This window comes from Pantoea sp. AS142, from assembly GCF_037152305.1.
Classification (GTDB): domain Bacteria; phylum Pseudomonadota; class Gammaproteobacteria; order Enterobacterales; family Enterobacteriaceae; genus Pantoea.
The window spans coordinates 442659-462585 of record NZ_JBBCMO010000002.1 but is presented as its reverse complement, the minus strand read 5'-3'; the positions used below and the strand labels follow the sequence as shown (position 1 = coordinate 462585).

15 protein-coding genes are annotated in these 19927 nt (G+C 45.9%); all 15 read right to left on the bottom strand.

The window, feature by feature from the left end:
• Positions 1-117: 117 nt before the first annotated feature.
• The 15 genes from WFO64_RS07075 to WFO64_RS07005 all read right to left on the bottom strand — a co-directional run bounded on the left by WFO64_RS07075 (position 118) and on the right by WFO64_RS07005 (position 19873).
• The gene (locus WFO64_RS07075) at positions 118-990 is read right to left on the bottom strand and encodes a glycosyltransferase family 2 protein (RefSeq protein ID WP_337010208.1); all 873 of its coding nucleotides are present in this window, start codon (positions 988-990) and stop codon (positions 118-120) included.
• Entirely contained in the window at positions 953-1846 is an 894-nt protein-coding gene (locus WFO64_RS07070; protein WP_337010206.1) for a glycosyltransferase family 2 protein, read from the bottom strand. Before WFO64_RS07070 ends, WFO64_RS07075 begins: the two co-directional genes overlap by 38 nt.
• A 30-nt stretch (positions 1847-1876) precedes the next feature.
• Entirely contained in the window at positions 1877-5419 is a 3543-nt protein-coding gene (locus WFO64_RS07065; RefSeq protein WP_337010205.1) for a glycosyltransferase, read from the bottom strand.
• Positions 5416-6756: an ABC transporter ATP-binding protein gene (locus WFO64_RS07060; protein WP_147789760.1), complete on the bottom strand. Its 1341-nt coding sequence runs from the start codon at positions 6754-6756 to the stop codon at positions 5416-5418. The genes WFO64_RS07065 and WFO64_RS07060 overlap by 4 nt, the downstream gene beginning before the upstream one ends.
• On the bottom strand, positions 6746-7564 hold the full coding sequence (locus WFO64_RS07055; RefSeq protein WP_266306931.1) for an ABC transporter permease: 819 nt from the start codon (positions 7562-7564) through the stop codon (positions 6746-6748). The genes WFO64_RS07060 and WFO64_RS07055 overlap by 11 nt, the downstream gene beginning before the upstream one ends.
• Positions 7561-8106 (bottom strand): dTDP-4-dehydrorhamnose 3,5-epimerase, encoded by a 546-nt coding sequence (rfbC, locus tag WFO64_RS07050; protein ID WP_337010203.1) that lies wholly within the window; start codon positions 8104-8106, stop codon positions 7561-7563. Before rfbC ends, WFO64_RS07055 begins: the two co-directional genes overlap by 4 nt.
• Positions 8106-8987, bottom strand: coding sequence for a glucose-1-phosphate thymidylyltransferase RfbA (gene rfbA, locus WFO64_RS07045; RefSeq protein ID WP_147789763.1), 882 nt, complete (start codon positions 8985-8987; stop codon positions 8106-8108). Before rfbA ends, rfbC begins: the two co-directional genes overlap by 1 nt.
• A 44-nt stretch (positions 8988-9031) precedes the next feature.
• Entirely contained in the window at positions 9032-9919 is an 888-nt protein-coding gene (gene rfbD, locus WFO64_RS07040) for a dTDP-4-dehydrorhamnose reductase (protein ID WP_147789764.1), read from the bottom strand.
• A complete protein-coding gene (rfbB, locus tag WFO64_RS07035) occupies positions 9919-10998 on the bottom strand; it encodes a dTDP-glucose 4,6-dehydratase (RefSeq protein ID WP_147789765.1) in 1080 nt (359 codons plus the stop codon). The genes rfbD and rfbB overlap by 1 nt, the downstream gene beginning before the upstream one ends.
• 435 nt (positions 10999-11433) lie before the next feature.
• Positions 11434-12447 carry a UDP-glucose 4-epimerase GalE gene (gene galE / locus WFO64_RS07030; protein ID WP_337010197.1) on the bottom strand — a complete coding sequence of 338 codons (1014 nt, stop codon included), beginning with the start codon at positions 12445-12447 and terminating at the stop codon, positions 11434-11436.
• A gap of 42 nt (positions 12448-12489) precedes the next feature.
• Positions 12490-13392, bottom strand: coding sequence for a UTP--glucose-1-phosphate uridylyltransferase GalF (galF, locus tag WFO64_RS07025; protein WP_337010195.1), 903 nt, complete (start codon positions 13390-13392; stop codon positions 12490-12492).
• Positions 13393-13669: 277 nt separating this feature from the next.
• Entirely contained in the window at positions 13670-15010 is a 1341-nt protein-coding gene (locus WFO64_RS07020) for a lipopolysaccharide biosynthesis protein (RefSeq protein WP_337010193.1), read from the bottom strand.
• Positions 15007-16230: a glycosyltransferase gene (locus WFO64_RS07015; RefSeq protein WP_337010191.1), complete on the bottom strand. Its 1224-nt coding sequence runs from the start codon at positions 16228-16230 to the stop codon at positions 15007-15009. Before WFO64_RS07015 ends, WFO64_RS07020 begins: the two co-directional genes overlap by 4 nt.
• Positions 16231-16234: 4 nt before the next feature.
• Positions 16235-17497, bottom strand: a complete 1263-nt coding sequence (wcaK, locus tag WFO64_RS07010) for a colanic acid biosynthesis pyruvyl transferase WcaK (protein WP_337010189.1) — start codon at positions 17495-17497, stop codon at positions 16235-16237.
• A 159-nt stretch (positions 17498-17656) separates the two neighbouring features.
• Positions 17657-19873: a phage tailspike protein gene (locus WFO64_RS07005; RefSeq protein WP_337010186.1), complete on the bottom strand. Its 2217-nt coding sequence runs from the start codon at positions 19871-19873 to the stop codon at positions 17657-17659.
• Between the last annotated feature and the right edge of the window lie 54 nt (positions 19874-19927).

Below are 19927 nucleotides of genomic sequence, written 5' to 3'. Positions count from 1 at the left end.
ATCAATACGTTTAGAACTATATATCACATAGAAGATAATAACTTAACGAATCAGAAAATAAATAGCATTTGGTGCCATTAGTTAAAGGTTTGAACTAAGAGATGACAGCTAATGTATTTAAAAAAATTTCCATCCGTGCTTATTAAAGAACTTAAACATAGAATGTGAGAAAAGAATTATATGCTTAAGACCTTTCCGCGAAACATTACCACCGTGATGAATTATTTTCACATCAGGAACATAAGCAACTTTAGTCAACTGGCGAGCACGTAAACTCAGATCAGTATCTTCAAAATAGAGGAAAAAGTCTTTATCAAAACCATTCAGTTGCAAAAGAACGTTGTTTCTGAAAAACATAAAACAACCACTAACACTATCTGGCTGCCACAACACTGTCTCAGACTGCGTTTCTTTCATCATGCAGTATGTTTCAAGTTTGTTTCTAAATACATGATGGAATGATTTTGGAAGGAAGGCACGAAGAAAGAGTGTGAAAACATTTGGATAACGTTTGCAAAGGTATTGCCTGTCTCCATTCCTCCAAAAAGCCTGTGGGGAAAGCAAACCACATTCTTTATTCTTTTCCATAAACATAAGAGCATTACTTAAAGATTTCTCTGTAAAAATAACATCCGGATTAAGAACCAGATGGTAATCGTAATCAGCAGAAAAGGTTAAATTATGGCCGCGTCCATAACCAAGGTTTTCACCACTTATAACAACCTTGCAGAAGGGAAACTGCTTAACCAATGTATCATGCAGGGGATTGATTTCTTTGAAGCCATTTTCAACTATTACAAAATCATAGCGCAAATCACTAATATCGGAAGCGGCTTTTTTAAAAGATTCAAGCAGTTCAATTATATCATTATCGATAAAGTAACAAACTATCGAAACCCGCAACGAAACTTTTCGCTCAAAATCGATTAACCTTTTTTTATTTTCGCGAATGTTATTGAGTGAATCTTCCGTGGATACCACGTAAACCATGCATTACTCCCCTAAAAATCATCTTTAACTCGAGCGACTTATGTCGAGATGCAATAATGTAAATGGACATCTTCACTAATAATTTAAACGCGTCAACAACTTTCCAGTTTAAAGGGATGTAATTACGCTTGTATAATAGCAAAGCATTTCGAGCCTGATAGTAATGTCTTAAGGGAGAATGGATAGCAATTGAGTTATTTAAAAAGTCAACCCTGTCATCGCCTAGTGAATGGATCATGTGGGCGTTGCACACCCCGTAGTTAATGAAACCTTTACTTCTGGCTCTTAACGCCCATTCAACATCTACATAATCAATAAATAGTTCCTCTTCCATTAAGCCAATTGCTTTGAAATTCTCAACGGCAATTAAGGAACCGGAAGAAATCAAATGATCTACAATAACGCATCCATTGATATCCGGCTGCAGATTCTTATCAACCATCAAACCTCTAATTTGGATAAATCGGGAACGCACATCATTATTAGCATCTAAAAACTGCGGGCCGACAGCTGCAGCTTTTGGGCATTTATTCATAGCTTCCTGTAAAACAGGAATCATGTTTATTGCTGGCAAACTATCCTGATCCATTAATAAAACATAGCTGTAACTATTATTAATGGCATGATTTATCCCTATATTATGAGCCGCAGCTATACCCAGATTACTATCACATAAGATTAATTTAATGTGCGAATAATGCTCTTCAATCATATGTTTAATTAACTGATTATTGTCAGAAGCATTATCAACAATAACAATATCGATGTCACTATGAGACAATATATCAAGTTGAGCTGTTAATTGTTCAGGCTGAGGGTAATAAGTAACAATAATTGCGAGTGTTTTTTTTTGCATAATTTTATCTAATAAAAGGGCCAGAGGCCCTTATTTGATACAACTGCGATATATATCTTTAAGCTCTTCGTATTGCTCACTAAATGTTCGTATATGCGAATGAGGCAACTGTACTTCTTCAGTTTGTGGCAGATAAGAGAAATGCGCGATCGTCTCTTTCACAGACTCAAGGAGTGTCCCACCATCATTATTGAATGGAATGATAAAGCCATTTTCGCCAGGAATGATATCTTCTACCGCACCACCCGCGTCTGAGGTAATAACCCAGACGTTTCTGATTAGAGCTTCACGCACAGTAAGACCAAAGCTTTCTTTAGACTGTGTTGGGTACAACAAAACGTCAATAGAATTGAAAAATTCATCCATATTTTCCTGAGTGAAAGCAGGAACCACTTCAACATTTTTCAATCCGGCTAAATCACTCTCATGGAAAGATTTGAAGCCCAGATTAATTGCATTATCAACGATAATCAATTTAGCTTCATTTTCTGCGATATGGCTAAATGCATATTTAATTAAATGATAACCTTTAATATCTGTATTACCACCAGCATATCCGAATCTTAAGGGTCGCCCAGGGGTCTTAGTGGAAATGTTCTGAGGATATGTAACTCCATTCTTGTTAAGAAGAGCTCCAGCAAATCCTTCTTTACGATAAAGGTCAGTTGTAAACATACTTGGAGAAATTATCTTTGTTGCAAGAGAGAGTGCATCGCGCTTCTTAATTTCTAAATAATCCATTTTAACCGAAAGGTTGCTATTAAGATCATCATTAATCCCACGATATTTGTGTTCCTCTTTAAAGCTCAAGATAAACTGATGCTCATACAACCACCAATAATCATGGGTTGTAACAACAATTGGAATATTTCGCTCTGCACATATGCGAAGCATAGTAATGCCCAGCCCCTGAATAGAGTGGAAATGTACAATATCCGGATGAACCAGGTCCAGTACATCTGTAAATGCTTTATCTATATCAGGATTGATAACCTGTCGGTTTTCAGAAAGTAGGTTTGGTAAAACGATGCCGTAACAATCCTGACCGTAGGCTTCATAACGGCGGAGAGTATTTATAGCCCCGTACTCTTCTGGTAAGGACGTTAAAACATGAATATTAAATTCACTATCATCGACAAAATATTTATTTAAAGCTTCTGCTACAACGGTCGCCCCACCGAAAGAACGTGGATTATAGTAGCAATTGACAGATAGAACGTGCTTAACTTTATTATTACTCAACCGTCCAAAATCTTCGATAATTAAAGAAGCTTGTTCGCGAGCAATACTTTCAGGCGAATAATGTTTCAAAACAGAGTTTTTAGCGTTTGCACCAACATTCCTTCTGAGTAAAGGATCTTCAATCAACGTCTTGAAGGCTGACTCCCAATCATCTGTGTTGTGGCAGAGAAATCCATTTACTCCATTTTCGATAACAGAAACAAAATTAGGACGAGGAGAGCATACACTTGGCAATCCCAGAATAGAAGCCTCAAGGTACTTTATATTAGACTTTGAGTCATTAAATATATAGTCCTCTAGTGGCGCAATACTAATATCGCATTCAGAAAGAATCCTTAAATAATCTGCATAAGGACAGAACTCAATTCTTTCTATCTGATCTTTTACTTTATCAAACTTTTTAGGTAATTCTAAAACACCAGCTAAACGCAAGTAAACATTAGGCGATGAAACAAGAATATTATAGATTGCATCTGAAGCTTCTAAAAAATCAACATTATGCGTGCTTGTTCCAGAACCATAAACAATACGAATTATACCATCACTTTCACTTTTTCTTTTTTCTGGTATAGATTCTGCCGTTTCAATTGTTTCAGGATCTAAAGCATTTTCAATAACGATTGATCTAATTGCTCCGGATTTTTCCATAGCTTTCGCTAACGGCTCAGTGGATGCAATCACACTTTTACAACGCATCATTGCATGATGGTATAGTCTTGCACCATCAATAAGTCCTTTAAATGTTTCTTTATCAAGTTCATTTAATGTTTTACTTTTGAGAAGTATATCTTCATCAAATATGAGATCATCGACTTCCCAATATGTTTCTAAATTCAAACGCTCACACTCATCAAAGAGCGTCATTACTGATTCAAACGCCGGAACGCGATAAAAAATGACTATTGAATGGTATTGTAGAGCTTCCATGCAAGCAATTAAGTCAGTCCAATTAAGCGTTTTAACAGGAATTCCTAACTCTTTAAATAAATCAACTTTCTGGTCAACACGATATTTTTTACACTGAGGTATTGACATTTCGGCAATAATAAGAACTCTTGGTAAGAGTAAAGATTCATTATTTAATTTAAGAGCTGGGAGAGATTTCGCAGATAACAAGGTTTGAGAGACAACCTGCAAACTGTTGATGTGATGAAGCTTACGAATAATTCCTTTAAGCCCATTACTTTTATATAGTGAAAAAGTGCGATTAAAACTTTCTTTTAACCCATAGTTTGAAACAACACTGCTGGCAACATTTGCTGCCTTTTTAATACGGCGTAAATTTAGGACCGCTTTTCTCATCGGTGCAGTCATCTTCCAACTGGTGGAATTCAACAACGCACTATTTTCAAATGACAGTCTTGAAGCCAGTTCAGTGTGATTGCTCAATTGTGACTTAAGATCATCGATCTCATGCCTTAATACATCTTCTATTCTTTTATAGAGATTAATTTGTCTTGCACTTACAGATAACTGCTCAGATAAGCTGTTTTTTTGCTTTACGAGTTCTTCCCACTCCATTTCAGGGAACACACTTAAGTTACTCCATGGGTTCTCATTTTGGTGGGGGGCTTGAAAAACACTGCCATTTAGCTCAAGATTACCGATAACAACGTTTTCATCCTCCCCAACAACGTGGCGAAGGCCTAATAAATTATCTTTGCTATTTTTTTTCGTAATTATACATAATGAATTAACAAAAATAATGGAGTGAATTTCTGAAAAATCCACCTTGTCTAACTCTAAACTATCATAGTGTTCACTAAAAGAACTGAGGTAATCAGAAGCAGAGCGTTCAATACCCCAATGTTCAAAGTTAGTAATATCAGCGAGTTTTTTTAAAAATGCCATTGAGGAGTATGGATCGTAAAGCCCTCCTTCCCACTCTTGCCAATAACTACAATGCAAGTCTTCAACAATGTAAACACCATCTTTTTCCAGCATTGGGAAATACAATAAAAAAGACTTGATTATGTCTGATGAATTATGTGATCCGTCATCTATTATCAAATCGTATGATGGAGAAACCTCACTAATTTTATTTTTAATTTCTGTAGTAGAAGAGTTACCGATCACAATTTTAATAGATTTGTTCTCGTATTCAAGGCGAGCACAATCAGGATTAATATCACAACCTACTATATTTTCAGCATTTGGAAAATATTTACTCCATATTTCCAAAGACCCGCCATTCTGCACACCAATTTCGAGTAGATTCTTTAAAGTTTTTTGTTGTACGGAAAGGATGTTATGATAAGTTTCCAGGTAAATATCCCATTTATCGGATGATTTACCATGATGTTCCTGATAGAGTTCTTTTAAATTTTTCATTCTTGATTCAGTTTAACCTTATCAAATTTAATTCCAACCAGTCCCCAGCGCACCTCACTGGATGATACATTAATAATCATAGCATCGTGAAGCCAGTGATGTTGAACATGATTATTCAGATCTCCATTTGCCAGCGAGACCATAAGTGCATATTCACCATTAGGCAACATAGGTAACGTAAACTCAAATGTAGCATTAATCTTACTATCTGCAGTTGCTTTCAGCGGCTTTTCAGTCGTAAAAGGTAAGGTATTCTCACCAAATAGCACCTGGCCTAAGCGATCCTTAACTAAAAAACCAATAATGGGTGAGTCAAGATTCTCATAAATATTAGCCCTTACTGATAACTCAACTTTTTCGCCGCCCTTAAAGAGGTTTTTGCTATTATTATTTTTATCGACAAATGAGACTTCTGTGATTTCTGCAGCACCTGTTTTCCATCCATTCGCTTCAGAAAGATTATTAGCAATTCCGTACTGAACCTTATAATCGATAGCTGGCGTATCATTTAATTCTTTAGGGGTTAAATGTTTATCAGTTTCGTCTAAGGTTGTTTCACTCTCTTGTTTGATACTTTCGAGATGGGTTTCATCTCCATAAACTTCCTGAAGCGTGTATTGCAGGTATTTTTCTGCAACATGCTTCGCCGTTCCTGAAGTTATCATTTCACCTTTATGTAGCCAGATAGCTTTGTCACACAGATTAATGACAGAGTGTGTATCATGGCTCACGAAGAGTAACGTACCATTTTCCTTAAACTTCCGAATAAAACGCATACATTTCTGCGTAAAAACGGCGTCCCCGACAGCAAGCGCTTCATCGATAACTAATATGTCAGCATCGACGTGTGCGATAACCGCGAATGCTAAGCGTACATACATACCACTTGAATATGATTTGACCGGTTGATCGATATAATCGCCGATATCAGCAAAAGCTAATATTTTTTCATATCTTTCCCGAATCTGTTCGTTTGTTAACCCATAAAGTGAAGCAGCCATGAATACGTTTTCATGTCCTGTAAACTCAGGGTTAAATCCTGCACCAAGTTCGAGAAGTGCAGCAATGCGGCCGTTGACTTTTACACTGCCATCCGTCGGCGTTAATGTTCCGCAGATCATTTGTAACAGTGTGGATTTTCCTGACCCATTCCGTCCAATAATTCCTACGGTCTCTCCTTTTTTAAGAGTAAAAGTAACGTCATTAAGGGCCCAAAATTCGCGATACATTTTTTTTCGCGATCGATAGAACATTTGCATTAGACGATGTTGAGGTGATTCATAAATCTGATAACATTTACTCAGCCCAGCAACTTCGATCATATTATCAGATGACATCAGCAAATCCTTTACGTGTTTTCTGGAACCATAAGTATCCAAGCCATGCCACGATAGCATTAACTATTAGTCCTTTAAAATAAGGAATAATTTCAGGTACTTTCCCCCAATACATAATATCCCGCGTCTGTTCAATGAAATGGGCTAACGGGTTTAATAATAAAAGGGGCCTTACTGACTCTGGCAGAGCCGAAGTAGGGAAAAATATTGGTGATAAGAACATCAATACCATTGTTAAAATCCCAACTATTTGACTTACATCTCGTAGATAGACACCCAGTGAAGCCAATATCCAACTAATGCCCATTATCATTAATAGCAAAGGAAGCATAATGAAAGGTAATAGCAGGATAGTTAAATGAGGCATCCCAACTTCGAACAGGTAAAATGTTATCCATACAATACAACTTATTGCAAAATGAAATAACGCAGCGCAAAGATTCACCCACGGCAATATTTCTAATGGGAAAATAACCTTTTTCACATAGTTCGAATTAGCAAGAATGATGCCGGGTGCTCTGTTAATACATTCAGAAAAAAGGTTAAATATGATTAACCCTGAAAATAATAGTAATGCAAATGAAGATTTTGATGTATGGCCTTCACTCCATTTCGCCTGGAAAACAACGCTGAAAATGAATGTATAAACAATTAACATTAGGACAGGGGTAAAGAATGACCATAATAAACCTAATACTGATCCCCGATAGCGACTAATAACCTCTCTACGTGTTAACGTATAGATTAATCTTCGATTAAAAACTGGCGATTTAATACATTGCCAGGTCATTTTAAGAAGCGAATTCATTCGAAGACCTCGGCTTCAGAAAATAAAGATGCAAGCTTATCTTTTTCGGACAACAGGACTTCTTTTTCTGGCCAATCGATGTTAATTAAAGGGTCGTTCCAGATAATGCTGCGCTCACTTTCTTTCGAATAAAAATTAGTGGTTTTATACACAAATTCAGTATTATCAGTTAGCGTCAAAAAACCATGTGCAAAACCTTCTGGTATCCACAACTGTCTTTTGTTTTCACTGCTGAGTTCTACACCGACCCATTGACCAAAAAATGGAGATTGTTTGCGTATATCAACTGCTACGTCGAACACGGCGCCTGCAACACAACGTACCAGTTTACCTTGTGCAAAAGGATTAAGTTGATAATGTAAACCCCGCAAAACACCTTTACTTGATTTTGAATGGTTGTCTTGAACAAACTCAACATGTCTGCCAACGGCATTATCAAACTTTTTCTGACTGAAGCTTTCAAAAAAGAACCCGCGTTCATCGCCAAACACTGCAGGCTCAAAAATTTTTACATCAGGGATTTTAGTATCAATAATTTTCATTATAAACGCCCTTCCACCAGCGCCATCAAATATTTGCCATATTCATTTTTTAGGTACGGCTTTGCCAGTTCCTGTAATTTTGCTTTATCGATAAAGCCCATTCTGAAGGCAATTTCTTCCGGGCAAGCTACTTTAAGCCCCTGACGTGACTCGATAGTCTGAATAAAGTTGTTGGCTTCCATAAGGCTCTGATGTGTACCGGTATCCAGCCAGGCGTGACCGCGTCCCATAATGGACACTGAGAGTTTGCCCTGTTCCATATAGATACGGTTGATATCGGTAATCTCAAGTTCGCCGCGTGGTGATGGCTGAAGATTTTTTGCCATCTCAACAACGCTATTATCGTAAAAATAGAGCCCGGTTACTGCATAATTGCTGCGTGGATGTTCAGGTTTTTCTACCAGTGAAATCGCTTTGCCTTCGCTGTCGAATTCCACAACGCCATAACGCTCAGGATCGGTAACATGATAAGCAAAGACGGTTGCCCCATCATCCTTAAGAGATGCGGTTTCAAGCTGCTTATAAAGGTCATGCCCGTAGAAGATATTATCACCCAGGATGAGCGCGACAGAATCATTACCAATAAACTCTTCACCAATGATGAACGCCTGAGCAAGGCCATCCGGGCTTGGCTGCACTTTATACTGAATGGAGATACCCCATTGAGAGCCATCACCCAGTAAGCTTTCAAAGCGTGGCGTGTCCTGCGGCGTACTGATGATGAGTATATCGTTGATCCCTGCAAGCATCAGCGTGCTCAGTGGATAGTAAATCATCGGCTTATCGTAAACGGGTAACAACTGCTTGCTTACTGCCATTGTTACCGGGTAAAGACGGGTTCCAGAACCACCAGCGAGAATAATACCTTTATTCTTTTTCACAATTTTACCTTACGTAGTCAGGACGCTTTAACGTCCTATTCTAATTATTTAAGAGTCTCAAGCAACATACGTTCAACACCCTTTTGCCAGTCTGGCAGCGTCAAACAAAAAGTTTGTTGAAACTTCTGAGTATTCAGTCGTGAGTTTGCAGGACGTCTGGCAGGTGTAGGGAATGCGCTGGTCGGAACAGGATTAATCACCTGAACGTTAAGCTCTACACCCTGCTGTTTAGCAAAATCGATCACACTGGTAGCGTAGGCATGCCAAGTGGTTTCACCCGCTGCAATAAGGTGATACAAGCCAGCAACGCTGCTGTCATTCAGTGCCACTCTTATCGCATGTGCTGTACTGTCTGCTATCAATTCAGCGCCAGTGGGTGCGCCAAATTGATCATTAATCACGGACAAGGTGTCCCTGTCTTTAGCCAGCTTTAACATTGTCTTAGCGAAATTATTTCCCTTCGCAGCGTAGACCCAACTGGTGCGGAAGATGAGGTATTTCGACATGTTATTGACGATGGCCTGCTCACCTTCCAGCTTTGTCTGTCCATAGACATTTAATGGAGCGGTTGCATCATCTTCGCGCCAGGGCCTGTCACCCGAACCATCAAACACATAATCGGTGGAGTAGTGAATCAACCATGCGCCGATTTCCTCAGCGGCCTCTGCCAATGCCGCGATTGAGGTGGCATTAACCAGACGAGCCTTATCCTGTTCAGATTCGGCTTTATCCACCGCCGTGTAGGCTGTCGCATTAATGATTACCGCGGGTTTAATCTTCCGCACTGTTTCAGCTACGCCTTCGGGATTTTCGAAGTCGCCGCAGTAGTCACGGGAATGACGATCAACCACGATGAGATTGCCTAACGGCGCCAGCGCACGCTGAAGTTCCCAGCCCACCTGTCCGTTTTTACCAAAAAGCAGAATATTCATTAGCTACGCTTCTCGTAATTTTGTTTGATCCAGTTCTGATAGGCACCGCTCTTAACATGTTCAACCCATTCTGAATTGTTAAGGTACCATTCAACGGTCTTCTTCAGACCCGTTTCAAAGGTCTCTTCAGGTTTCCAGCCAAGATCTTTCTCAATCTTAGCGGCATCGATGGCGTAGCGGCGATCGTGTCCCGGACGGTCCTGAACATAGGTGATCTGATCACTGTACGAGGTCGCTTTTGGACGCAGCTGATCCAGCAGTTCGCAGACTTTAAGCACAACATCGATATTTTTCTTTTCGTTGTGTCCGCCGATGTTGTAGGTAGTGCCCGTCTCTGCATTTTTAACCACGGTGTAGAGCGCGCGGGCATGGTCTTCGACATAGAGCCAGTCGCGAATCTGGTCGCCCTTGCCATAGATTGGCAGTGGTTTGCCTTCCAGCGCATTGCTAATAATCAGCGGAATAAGTTTTTCCGGAAAATGATAAGGACCGTAGTTGTTAGAGCAGTTGGTTACGATGACTGGCAATTTATAAGTGCGGCCCCAGGCGCGAACCAGATGATCGCTGGCTGCTTTAGTCGAGGAGTAAGGGCTACTTGGAGCATAAGGGGTTTCTTCGGTAAACAGCGGCAAATCGCCTTCCATTTCATCCGGATGCGGCAGGTCACCATAAACCTCATCAGTCGAAATATGATGAAAACGGAAGGCTGCTTTACGTTCTTCTGACAATGCGTTCCAGTATTGACGGGTCGCTTCCAGTAGTGTGTAGGTACCTACCACATTGGTCTGAACAAATTCAGCAGGGCCAGTGATTGAACGGTCTACGTGGCTTTCGGCGGCCAGATGCATGATGGCATCCGGTTGAAACTCATTTAATGCTTCAGCAATAGCCTGCCCGTCGCAGATGTCGATCTGCTTAAAGGTGTAGCGTGCATTGCTGCTCACCTCTTTCAACGATTCAAGATTGCCCGCATAGGTCAGTTTATCAAAGTTTATAACTTCATCGTTCGTATTATTAATAACATGACGCACAACCGCTGAACCGATAAAACCTGCACCACCAGTGATAAGAATCTTCATAACGTGTTTATTCCTGACAAGCTATCTGAGGCATAGGCGCCTGAATAAAAAACAGACAATCATAGGCGTTTTCAGAGCACGCTACCGCCCCTGGGTTACAGCTCCCACGATGCTGATTATCTTTGACCGAATGAATGTGCTGACAACATGAACCCGCCAGATGTTCAGCATTCGATTGATTGATATCACTTTATTAATGAAATTATTTAAGTGGGTTTATCATTCAACCATCGTAAATTCTATCACTCAGGTATAGCTATTACGAACAAAATGCGTATAGGTCGCAGGTGTTAGTTCAACTAATGAACACTTTTCTGGCGTAGAGGATGGTTGCTGATGCGTCAGGATGATGCAATCAGAATAGTGGGAAAGGGGTGATAAGATAATTCAAATCAAATATAAGAAAGGCGAACCTGAGTTCGCCTTTCTTTTCAACTACCGAAACCCATCCGGGTTCTTACTCTGCCAGTTCCACGTATCGCGCATCATCTCATCGATGCCGCGCGTCACGCGCCAGTCGAGCTCACTGTTTGCCAGTGACGCATCGGCCCAGAACGCAGGCAGGTCGCCGTCACGGCGTGGCTTAATCTCGAATGGAATCGCCTTACCAGACGCCTTCTCAAACGCTTTGATCATCTCCAGCACGGAGAAGCCTTTGCCGCCACCCAGGTTAAAGGCGGTGTAACCTTCAACTTTGCTGAGATGGTCCAGCGCTTTCAGGTGCCCTTCCGCCAGATCAACGACGTGGATGTAGTCACGCAGGCAGGTACCATCTGGCGTATCGTAATCGCCGCCAAACACGCCCAGCTTCTCCAGACGGCCAATCGCGACCTGCGCAATATACGGCAGCAGGTTGTTCGGGATGCCGGTCGGGTCTTCACCGATTTCGCCTGACTCATGCGCGCCAACCGGGTTGAAGTAACGCAGGGCAATCGCCTTAAACTTCGGCTCTGCTTTGGCGAAATCGCGCATTACAAATTCGGTCATCAGCTTAGAAGTGCCGTACGGACTGGTGGTGCCACCAATCGGGGTGGTCTCAACATAAGGAACCGGGGCATCTGCGCCATAGACGGTCGCAGATGAGCTGAAGATAAAGTTCCAGACGCCGGCATCACGCATTTCTTCAAGTAGTACCACGGTGCCTGCGACGTTGTTCTCATAGTACTCCAGCGGCATACGGGTGGATTCACCCACCGCTTTAAGCGCTGCGAAGTGGATCACCGCTGAAATGCTGTTGGATGCGAACAGGTCACGCAGACAGGCACGGTCACGGATATCGCCTTCAACAAAGGTCGCTTTTTTACCCGCCAGTTTCTCAACGCGATTAATCGCTTCACGAGAGGCATTGCAGAGGTTATCCAGAACCACAACATCATCACCGCGCTGCAACAGCGCCAGTACCGTATGGGAGCCGATATACCCTGCTCCACCCGTTACCAAAATTGCCATGAGAGCTCCTTTCATTCTGCCGCGCGGGACGCGGCGAATTGATTACTGTTGTTTTGCGAGAATTGTCTGGATAGCTTCGCGGAAATCGCGACCCTGCGCGTTGCTGCGCAGTCCGTAAGAGACAAACGCCTGCATGTAGCCGAGTTTACGACCGCAGTCGAAGCTGTGACCGGTCAGCAGCGAAACATCAACGGTTTTATGTTTGCTCAGGCTGGCAATCGCATCGGTCAGCTGAATACGGCCCCAGGCGCCTGGCTCAGTGCGCTCCAGCTCCGCCCAGATATCAGCAGAAAGCACATAGCGGCCTACCGCAGCCAGGTCAGAGTTCAGTTCAGTCGGATGCTCTGGCTTCTCAACGAAACCGGTGATGCTGCTGATGTGGCCAGGGTGATCAATCGGCTCTTCCGTGGTGATCACAGAGTACTCAGAAAGGTCGGAAGCCGGCATATGCTGCGCCAGGACCTGGCTGTGGCCGGTCTCTTCAAAACGGGCAACCATCGCGGCGAGGTTATAACGCATGTGATCGGCGGTAGAATCATCCAGCAGGACGTCTGGCAGCACCACCACGAACGGATTATCACCAATCATCGGGCGAGCGCAGAGAATCGAGTGGCCCAGCCCCAGCGGCTGCGCCTGGCGCACGTTCATAATTGTCACGCCTGGTGGGCAGATAGACTGTACTTCGCTCAGCAGCTGACGCTTCACGCGCGCTTCAAGCAGCGCTTCCAGCTCATAGGTGGTGTCGAAGTGGTTTTCTACCGCATTTTTCGATGCATGCGTGACCAGCACAATCTCTTTAATGCCCGCGGCAACACATTCGTCAATGATGTACTGGATCATCGGTTTGTCGACGACAGGCAGCATCTCTTTCGGAATGGCTTTAGTCGCAGGGAGCATATGCATACCGAGGCCCGCAACCGGGATTACTGCTTTAAGCTTGGTCATATTTATTCCGTTTAATAAATGAAGATGTGGGTCGATTATGCAGGATCGGCCGGAAGTCCAAGTATAATCTTTATCTGAAAATCGGACAGTAACTCTCTGTCATAACTTGGAAATTCGGCATTTTGCCCATTGCCAGTGGCACCATAAACTGAACAAAGACAATCAGTAATCGACTATTGCCACTGTGATCCGGAGCACTCTTCGTTGCATGGCTGAGACCAGCCATAAATGAAAACGGGCGACCCTGAGGCCGCCCGTTGATATATCTGAGTGGTGATTACAGCCAGCCTTCAAACCACTCCGGCATCACAAACAAATTAAAGTGATTGACCAGCAGCATCACGCCGACAAAGACCACCGAAACCGCCACCCATTGCCGGGCATAGGGAATAAACCGAATGCCAATCACCGGCTTGATAAAGAACGGATGGGCCAGCGCCGAAATCAGAATCTGCGAGATAGAAAGCGTCAACGCCACGTAGAGCACGTTTGGCCAGATAAAGGTGGTCGCCAGTACGGCCAGAACCACAATACTTGCCACGATGTTCCAGTAAAACTCAACGTTGGTACGCCCGTTGGCCTGTGAAATAGCGCCGGTCAACCCGCCCATTGGCCGGAGCATGCCAAACAGCAGCATCAGTGGGATCAGGTGATAGACCTGTTCGTGCGACGCGCCGTAGAGCACCCGGACGATGACCGGCGAGAAGATGCCAATCACCAGGTACATCGCGCTGCTGAACAGCATGATCCCCAGCGTCCCCTTGAGGAACAGCTTCTTCAGTTGCTCGGCATCGTGCTGCTTCTCAGCAAAGCGTGGCAGTGCCAGACGGTTAATTACCGGCGTGACCAGCTTCAGTGGTTGCAGCACCAGCTCTTTAGCCAGCGAGTAAACACCGAGCATCTCTGCACCCATCACTTTACCAACCACCAGCGCATCGGCCTGAGTTCGCAGCTGGTTAATGGTCTGCGAACCGAGCTGATAACTGCCGTAGCGAATTGCGCCGATGAAGGTCGCTTTGTCGAACTCCCAGGTCGGACGCCACGACTTCTCACCGAGCGCAATCATGCAGAGAATACGGGTAAAGGCGTTAATGAACAGACCGAGAATCGCCGCCGACACCGTCAGCGAGGTGAACTCCAGCATCGCCACCACACAGAGGAAGGCAAACAGCTTGGTGCCCATCTCAATCTTCGCCAGCGAGACCATTCGCTTGGTTTTGATGTAGTGCGCCTGATACTGCGACAGATGCCCCAGCACCAGGAAGTTCAGGCTGGTCAGCATGATAAGCCCGGTCAGCTCCGGCAGGTGATAAAACCACGAGACCGGGAAGGCGATCAGCAACATAATCAAACCGGTACACAAGCTGAGTGAGACATTCACCCAGTAGATGGTGCTCTGCTCACGACGGGTAATGTTCTGGCGATGCACCAGATAACTGCTCATCCCCATATCCTGCAGCACACCCGCTACCGCCAGGATAGCATTGATGATGGCTAATAGCCCCAGCTCGTGGGTTTCCAGTTTGCGGGCGAGAAAGCTCAGCTGTGCCACCTGCAGCACTGCTGAGAAGCAGGTGCTGCCGAACAGCCAAATCGCCTGTGACTTAAATCCACTCACACCAGTCGCTCCAGAATCTGTGCCAGTTCGCCGTAGGCGACATGCTGATTAAATTCAGTCTCAACTTTGTGACGCGCGGCCGCGACAACGGGCGCCACATCCACTTCGCCCTGAGACAGCTTCAGCAGCGTTTCCGCCAGCGCCTCGGGATCGTCCTCTTCCACCAGCCAGCCAGAGACGTTGTTCTCAATTAGCTCCGGGATGCCGCTGTGGAAAGTTGAGACCACCGGCAGGCCAACCGCCATCGCCTCCATCAGCGCGACCGGGATACCTTCCATATCGCCATCTGCGGCAGTTTTGGAGGGCAACAGGAAGATGTCAGCCTCGCTCAGCGCGAGACGGATCTCCTCCTGCGGTTTAAAGCCCGGCATGCTGACGCAATCTTCCATCCCCTCGCGGGCGATGAAATCACGCATCATCTCATCCTGATCGCCGTTACCGATAATGGTGTACTGAAACTGGCCGCCACGCTGCTTCAGGATGGCGCTGGCTTTTACCGCCACATCCAGCCCTTTTTTCTCGGTCAGACGTGCCACCGAAACGATGCGCAGCGGCATCTGGAATGCCTGACGCGGCTGGAAGTTAAATTTTTCCGGCTCAATGCCCATACGCGTAACATGAATTTTTTCCGGCGGGCAGCCCATCTTTATCAGTTTGTTCTCCCACAAATGACTGATAGGCAGCATCAGCTCACTCTGACGGAACAGATTCACATAGTCGAGTTTGTGCTCTTCAAGAATGTGACGACGGGAAATATCGGCGCCGTGAAACACGGTTGCCTGTTTACCCTTGAGCACGCCCAGCTCACGCAGCTTGTTCGCCAGGGCACCGGCATAGCCGAAATGCACCAGAAAGACATCTGCGGTGAAGGTCTGCTTTGCATTCGCCACAATCGACGGCAGCAGCAGTTTGCTGGACTGCGCGCCATACCGGCGCACATTAAGCGAACGCAGCAGCGACGGCTTCGTCACTTTTGGCAGCACCAGCTTGATGCGCTGGTTCAGCTTATCAACAATCGAGATCTTCTCTTCCGGCAGCAGATAATGCGTCTTCGCTGCCAGACCATACTCATCAAACGCAGCATGCCGGTTCACTAAATCGCCGGGAAAGACTGAAATAATCTCCACCTCGTAACCGGCATCAATAAAATGGGTTACCTGATTTAGTACGAATGTCTCAGAGGCAACCGGGAAACGCATGGTGAAAAAAGTCAGTTTCATCACATTACCCTAATACTTTGAGAATCTCTTCAGTGATCCGGTTGCCAATTTCCCTTTCATTCGCAACGGCCGTGTCGACCTTAAGCTTGATGTTGTCGTAATCGGCAAGAACCGTTTTTACCTTGTCGATCAGCGAGCCATCCATCAGGCTTTTCACATCGGTTGCCATCTGCGGCAGACCAAGCTGGTTCATCACACCCATCGACTTGTGCTCATAGTTGATCGCCACAGCCGGGGTGCCGAAGTTCATGGAGATAATCGCCGAGTGCAGGCGAGTACCAATAGTCAGATGGCAATGATTTAACAGGATGCCCAGTTCCAGGTCATTAAACTCATCCATGATGACATGGTAGTGTTCAGGCTGAGTCACATGGTCACGCAGGGTCAGTGCGACCATGCGGTCATCTTTGGCATAGCTGTCGATGCCGGTACAGGTTGAGAACGCCACGACCTGATAACCTTCAGCAATCATCGCATTAATTACCCGGCCAAACGCCGCTTCATACTCTTTCTGGGTCACGCCCAGACGTTTATCAAACGGCGCCAGTTCTCGCACGGTGATCGCAATGGTTTTACGTCCATCGATAATGCCCTGCCAGTAGAGCAGGTTATGGCTCGGATTTTCGACTTCACGCGCACGCACCAGGAACGCGGTATCTACGCCTGACGCCACCTTAGAGCTGGTCACGCCATCGCGCTTCATCAGGTCAAGGCTGACCGATTCGCGCAGCACCAGGCTGTCGACCCGATCAAAGACAAAGTTCGCCAGCGCATTAACGCGTGGGTTCTGGAATGGCCCTACTGAGTGACCAATCAGGTAGATGGGCTTTTTCGCCATCAGCGCACAGAGCGCATGGTCGAACTGGGTCACGCCATAGAGGTCAACAAAAAATGATCCGCCCACCTGAATAATCGCATCATATTTTGCCAGGCTTTCGGTAAACGCTTTCAGATGCGGCGGTACAGCGAAAGACTTAAAAACCCCGCCCTTGCCTAGATGCGCCATCATGATATCGGGCATCAGGCGGTTAGCGACTTTACGCTTAAACGAACCGACCAGACCTTTGCCTGATTTGCTGTTGTGCAGATACAGGGCATCCTGCTGAATATCCTGCTGGAGCAGATAACCGGAGCTGGTTGGATAACGGCTTATAACATCAATGTCTAAATCACTGCGTGCAGACCTCATTGAATCAATCAGTCCACGAAGAATCGCGCCATCCCCGCGATTCCCACACGTATGGTTACCCACCAATAAAATTTTCATAACAACTCCGAATAAATTTTTTTAATTCTGAAAGCCGCCCAGATCCGCAATGGGCAAAATGAACTCTGATTAAAGTCATGCTTTACGGGATAACGCACCCAAAGGTAGTGCTCCTGTTAAATCCGGTCGCCTCCATTGTGGCGACCGTGATGCAAGGGGTTATGACTTAATCGCAAAGTAAGGCAGGGCGACCTGTTTACCGTTGATGACCACGGACACAAAGCCTTCTGGTTTACTGGTATCCACCTGATCGGCGGAAAGTGGACGGGAAGCCATCAGCAGATCGCCCTGCTCGTTGGCCCCTACGCCCGCTTTGCCGTTGTGCAGGCTAAAGCGTTGTGGTGCGCGTTTAGTCGCATCGCCCGCCGGTGGATTACCCTTCTCCATCTTCGCGTTGACTCGCGCGCAGCGTCCGGAAACAAAGCGATCTTTACCGGTGGTTTTCACCAGCACGGCCGCCGACGGCGTCCATCCCGCCAGTTTGACGAAGATGCGGACATCGGTGTCATGCTCAGCCACATAGCGCACATCAACAATCGGGCTGCTGCCTTCAGCCGACCAACTCGCTTCCGACAGGTCTTTCTTGCGCTGCACATGGATCACTGCGCGGCCGCCCGTGGTCTTGTCACTGATCAGGTTCATCAGCGGCTTATCGCCACTGCCGTTGCTGAACTGCGACTGACCAAAAATTTCGATCTCCCATGAATCTCCCACCGTCGGTGAGTAGAGGCTGCCGAGATCAAACCAGGTCTCCTGGTTGGTGTTGTTCTCTAAACGCCAGCGTGAGGTGATGTAGTTGTACTTCAGGCTGCCATCCAGCGCGACGCCATAGGACTCCACGCGGGTCGATCCCATCTCCCAGATGTTGAGCAGACGATCACCCTGCAGGGAGTTGTCGATCCAGCTGCCCGACTGGAGGCTGGTCTGACGCATATTCAGGCGGCTGTTGTACGCGATCAGCGGATTCTTACAATCCTCCAGGCTCAGCGCATCGATGATCCACTGGCCGTTGGAGATATCGCCCGGGTTATCACAGTGCTCAATCCAGCCATTATGAATAATCGACTGGCCGCAGCGTGGCAGGTTAAGGACTTTGCCGCCACGACAGTACTGCGCATTGAAGTTAGACAGCTCGATAGCGGTGCTGTGGTCCCATTTGCCCTGCTTCTGCCCTGACCAGCCCGCTTTGATCACATCGCCGCTGCAACGTGAGGCGTACCACTGGTCGATTTTACAGTCGAGCGTGTCCTGCAGACTGATGGCAGTGCCGCCGACGTCGTTGAAGCGCAGGCAGGCACCACGGAAATATTGGCCGCCAGGACAGGCGTTGTGGAACAGACCCTGCTGGTTCGGACTTTTATTGCTGTTGCCGTTAAAAATCAGATTGGAAAGTTCGACACGACGGGCATTCATCTCAAAAACGAATTCTGACTTACCATTAGAGACAATCGTCGTCGCCGGGAAATAGCCGAAGTTTACCATCGCACCTGACATGCGGAAGAAATTGAGATACTTATCGCCAAGATGACAGGTTGAGACCATAAAGGTCCCGGCCGGGAACTGGACACAGATCTGCTGGTTAGCCTGCTGCGACCACTGGAACATCGCCATAATGGCGGGCGCAGTATCGGTTTTGCCATCAGCAATCGCCCCGAAATCAAACAGCGTCAGACGGTTAAAATCTTCCACAACACGACGCCAGTGATAGCCCTCACCGGCAAAGTTAACGCCGCCATCATCCTGACCTGGCTGGAAGCTGCCCACGAACTCGCCGCCGCCGACTTCCCGTCCTTCATGCCAGCTTTTCAGCTTTATCTTGGCCCCTTCAAACAGTGGACGGGTTTTACGCAACTCATCCACGGACGGGATCTCACCAATCAGCTGATATCCTGCTGGCTGTGCCAGACGCTGACTGAAATCTGCTGCACCTGGACGACTGACATCAGCGATGTTAAACAGCGTCTGACCGTTACTGTCTTCTACCGTCATCGAATGCGAAGGATCGGCAATCAGCGCGGCATTGTCCTGAATAAACTGAGCAAAGTTGCCTTTGTTCAGCGCGATAGGCTGAGCAATCTCCGACACGTTGCCGCTGGCATCACGCAGGAAGACGGGGATCTGGTTGCCCGGTTTGCTGGCATCCACACCCGCTTTACCAATCCAGAGTTTACCCTCAAAGCCCTGCCAGAACTGCGGTGGCATAGCGTAGACATTTTCCGGCGTCAGGATTGGCACGTCACCTTTAGGGATGTCATTGGCATCAACCGGCTTCAGGGCGATACCATTACTTTTGGCAGCGTAGCTGGAAAAGGTGCTCACGGAGAGAGCCCCCACCAGAGCGGAGGCGGCGGTCTGTAAAACTTCTCTTCTTTTCATGCATCAATTCCCGTAGTCAATAAGGCCATTGGCCATGGCGGTGTCCCTGAGGCA

What these genes read in the sequence shown, in the direction of transcription:
- WFO64_RS07075 (WP_337010208.1), bottom strand. Translation starts at nt 990, where the DNA reads ATGGTTTACGTGGTATCCACGGAAGATTCACTCAATAACATTCGCGAA.
- WFO64_RS07070 (WP_337010206.1), bottom strand. Translation starts at nt 1,846, where the DNA reads ATGCAAAAAAAAACACTCGCAATTATTGTTACTTATTACCCTCAGCCT.
- WFO64_RS07065 (WP_337010205.1), bottom strand. Translation starts at nt 5,419, where the DNA reads ATGAAAAATTTAAAAGAACTCTATCAGGAACATCATGGTAAATCATCC.
- WFO64_RS07060 (WP_147789760.1), bottom strand. Translation starts at nt 6,756, where the DNA reads ATGTCATCTGATAATATGATCGAAGTTGCTGGGCTGAGTAAATGTTAT.
- WFO64_RS07055 (WP_266306931.1), bottom strand. Translation starts at nt 7,564, where the DNA reads ATGAATTCGCTTCTTAAAATGACCTGGCAATGTATTAAATCGCCAGTT.
- rfbC (WP_337010203.1), bottom strand. Translation starts at nt 8,106, where the DNA reads ATGAAAATTATTGATACTAAAATCCCTGATGTAAAAATTTTTGAGCCT.
- rfbD (WP_147789764.1), bottom strand. Translation starts at nt 9,919, where the DNA reads ATGAATATTCTGCTTTTTGGTAAAAACGGACAGGTGGGCTGGGAACTT.
- rfbB (WP_147789765.1), bottom strand. Translation starts at nt 10,998, where the DNA reads ATGAAGATTCTTATCACTGGTGGTGCAGGTTTTATCGGTTCAGCGGTT.
- galE (WP_337010197.1), bottom strand. Translation starts at nt 12,447, where the DNA reads ATGGCAATTTTGGTAACGGGTGGAGCAGGGTATATCGGCTCCCATACG.
- galF (WP_337010195.1), bottom strand. Translation starts at nt 13,392, where the DNA reads ATGACCAAGCTTAAAGCAGTAATCCCGGTTGCGGGCCTCGGTATGCAT.
- WFO64_RS07015 (WP_337010191.1), bottom strand. Translation starts at nt 16,230, where the DNA reads ATGAAACTGACTTTTTTCACCATGCGTTTCCCGGTTGCCTCTGAGACA.
- wcaK (WP_337010189.1), bottom strand. Translation starts at nt 17,497, where the DNA reads ATGAAAATTTTATTGGTGGGTAACCATACGTGTGGGAATCGCGGGGAT.
- WFO64_RS07005 (WP_337010186.1), bottom strand. Translation starts at nt 19,873, where the DNA reads ATGAAAAGAAGAGAAGTTTTACAGACCGCCGCCTCCGCTCTGGTGGGG.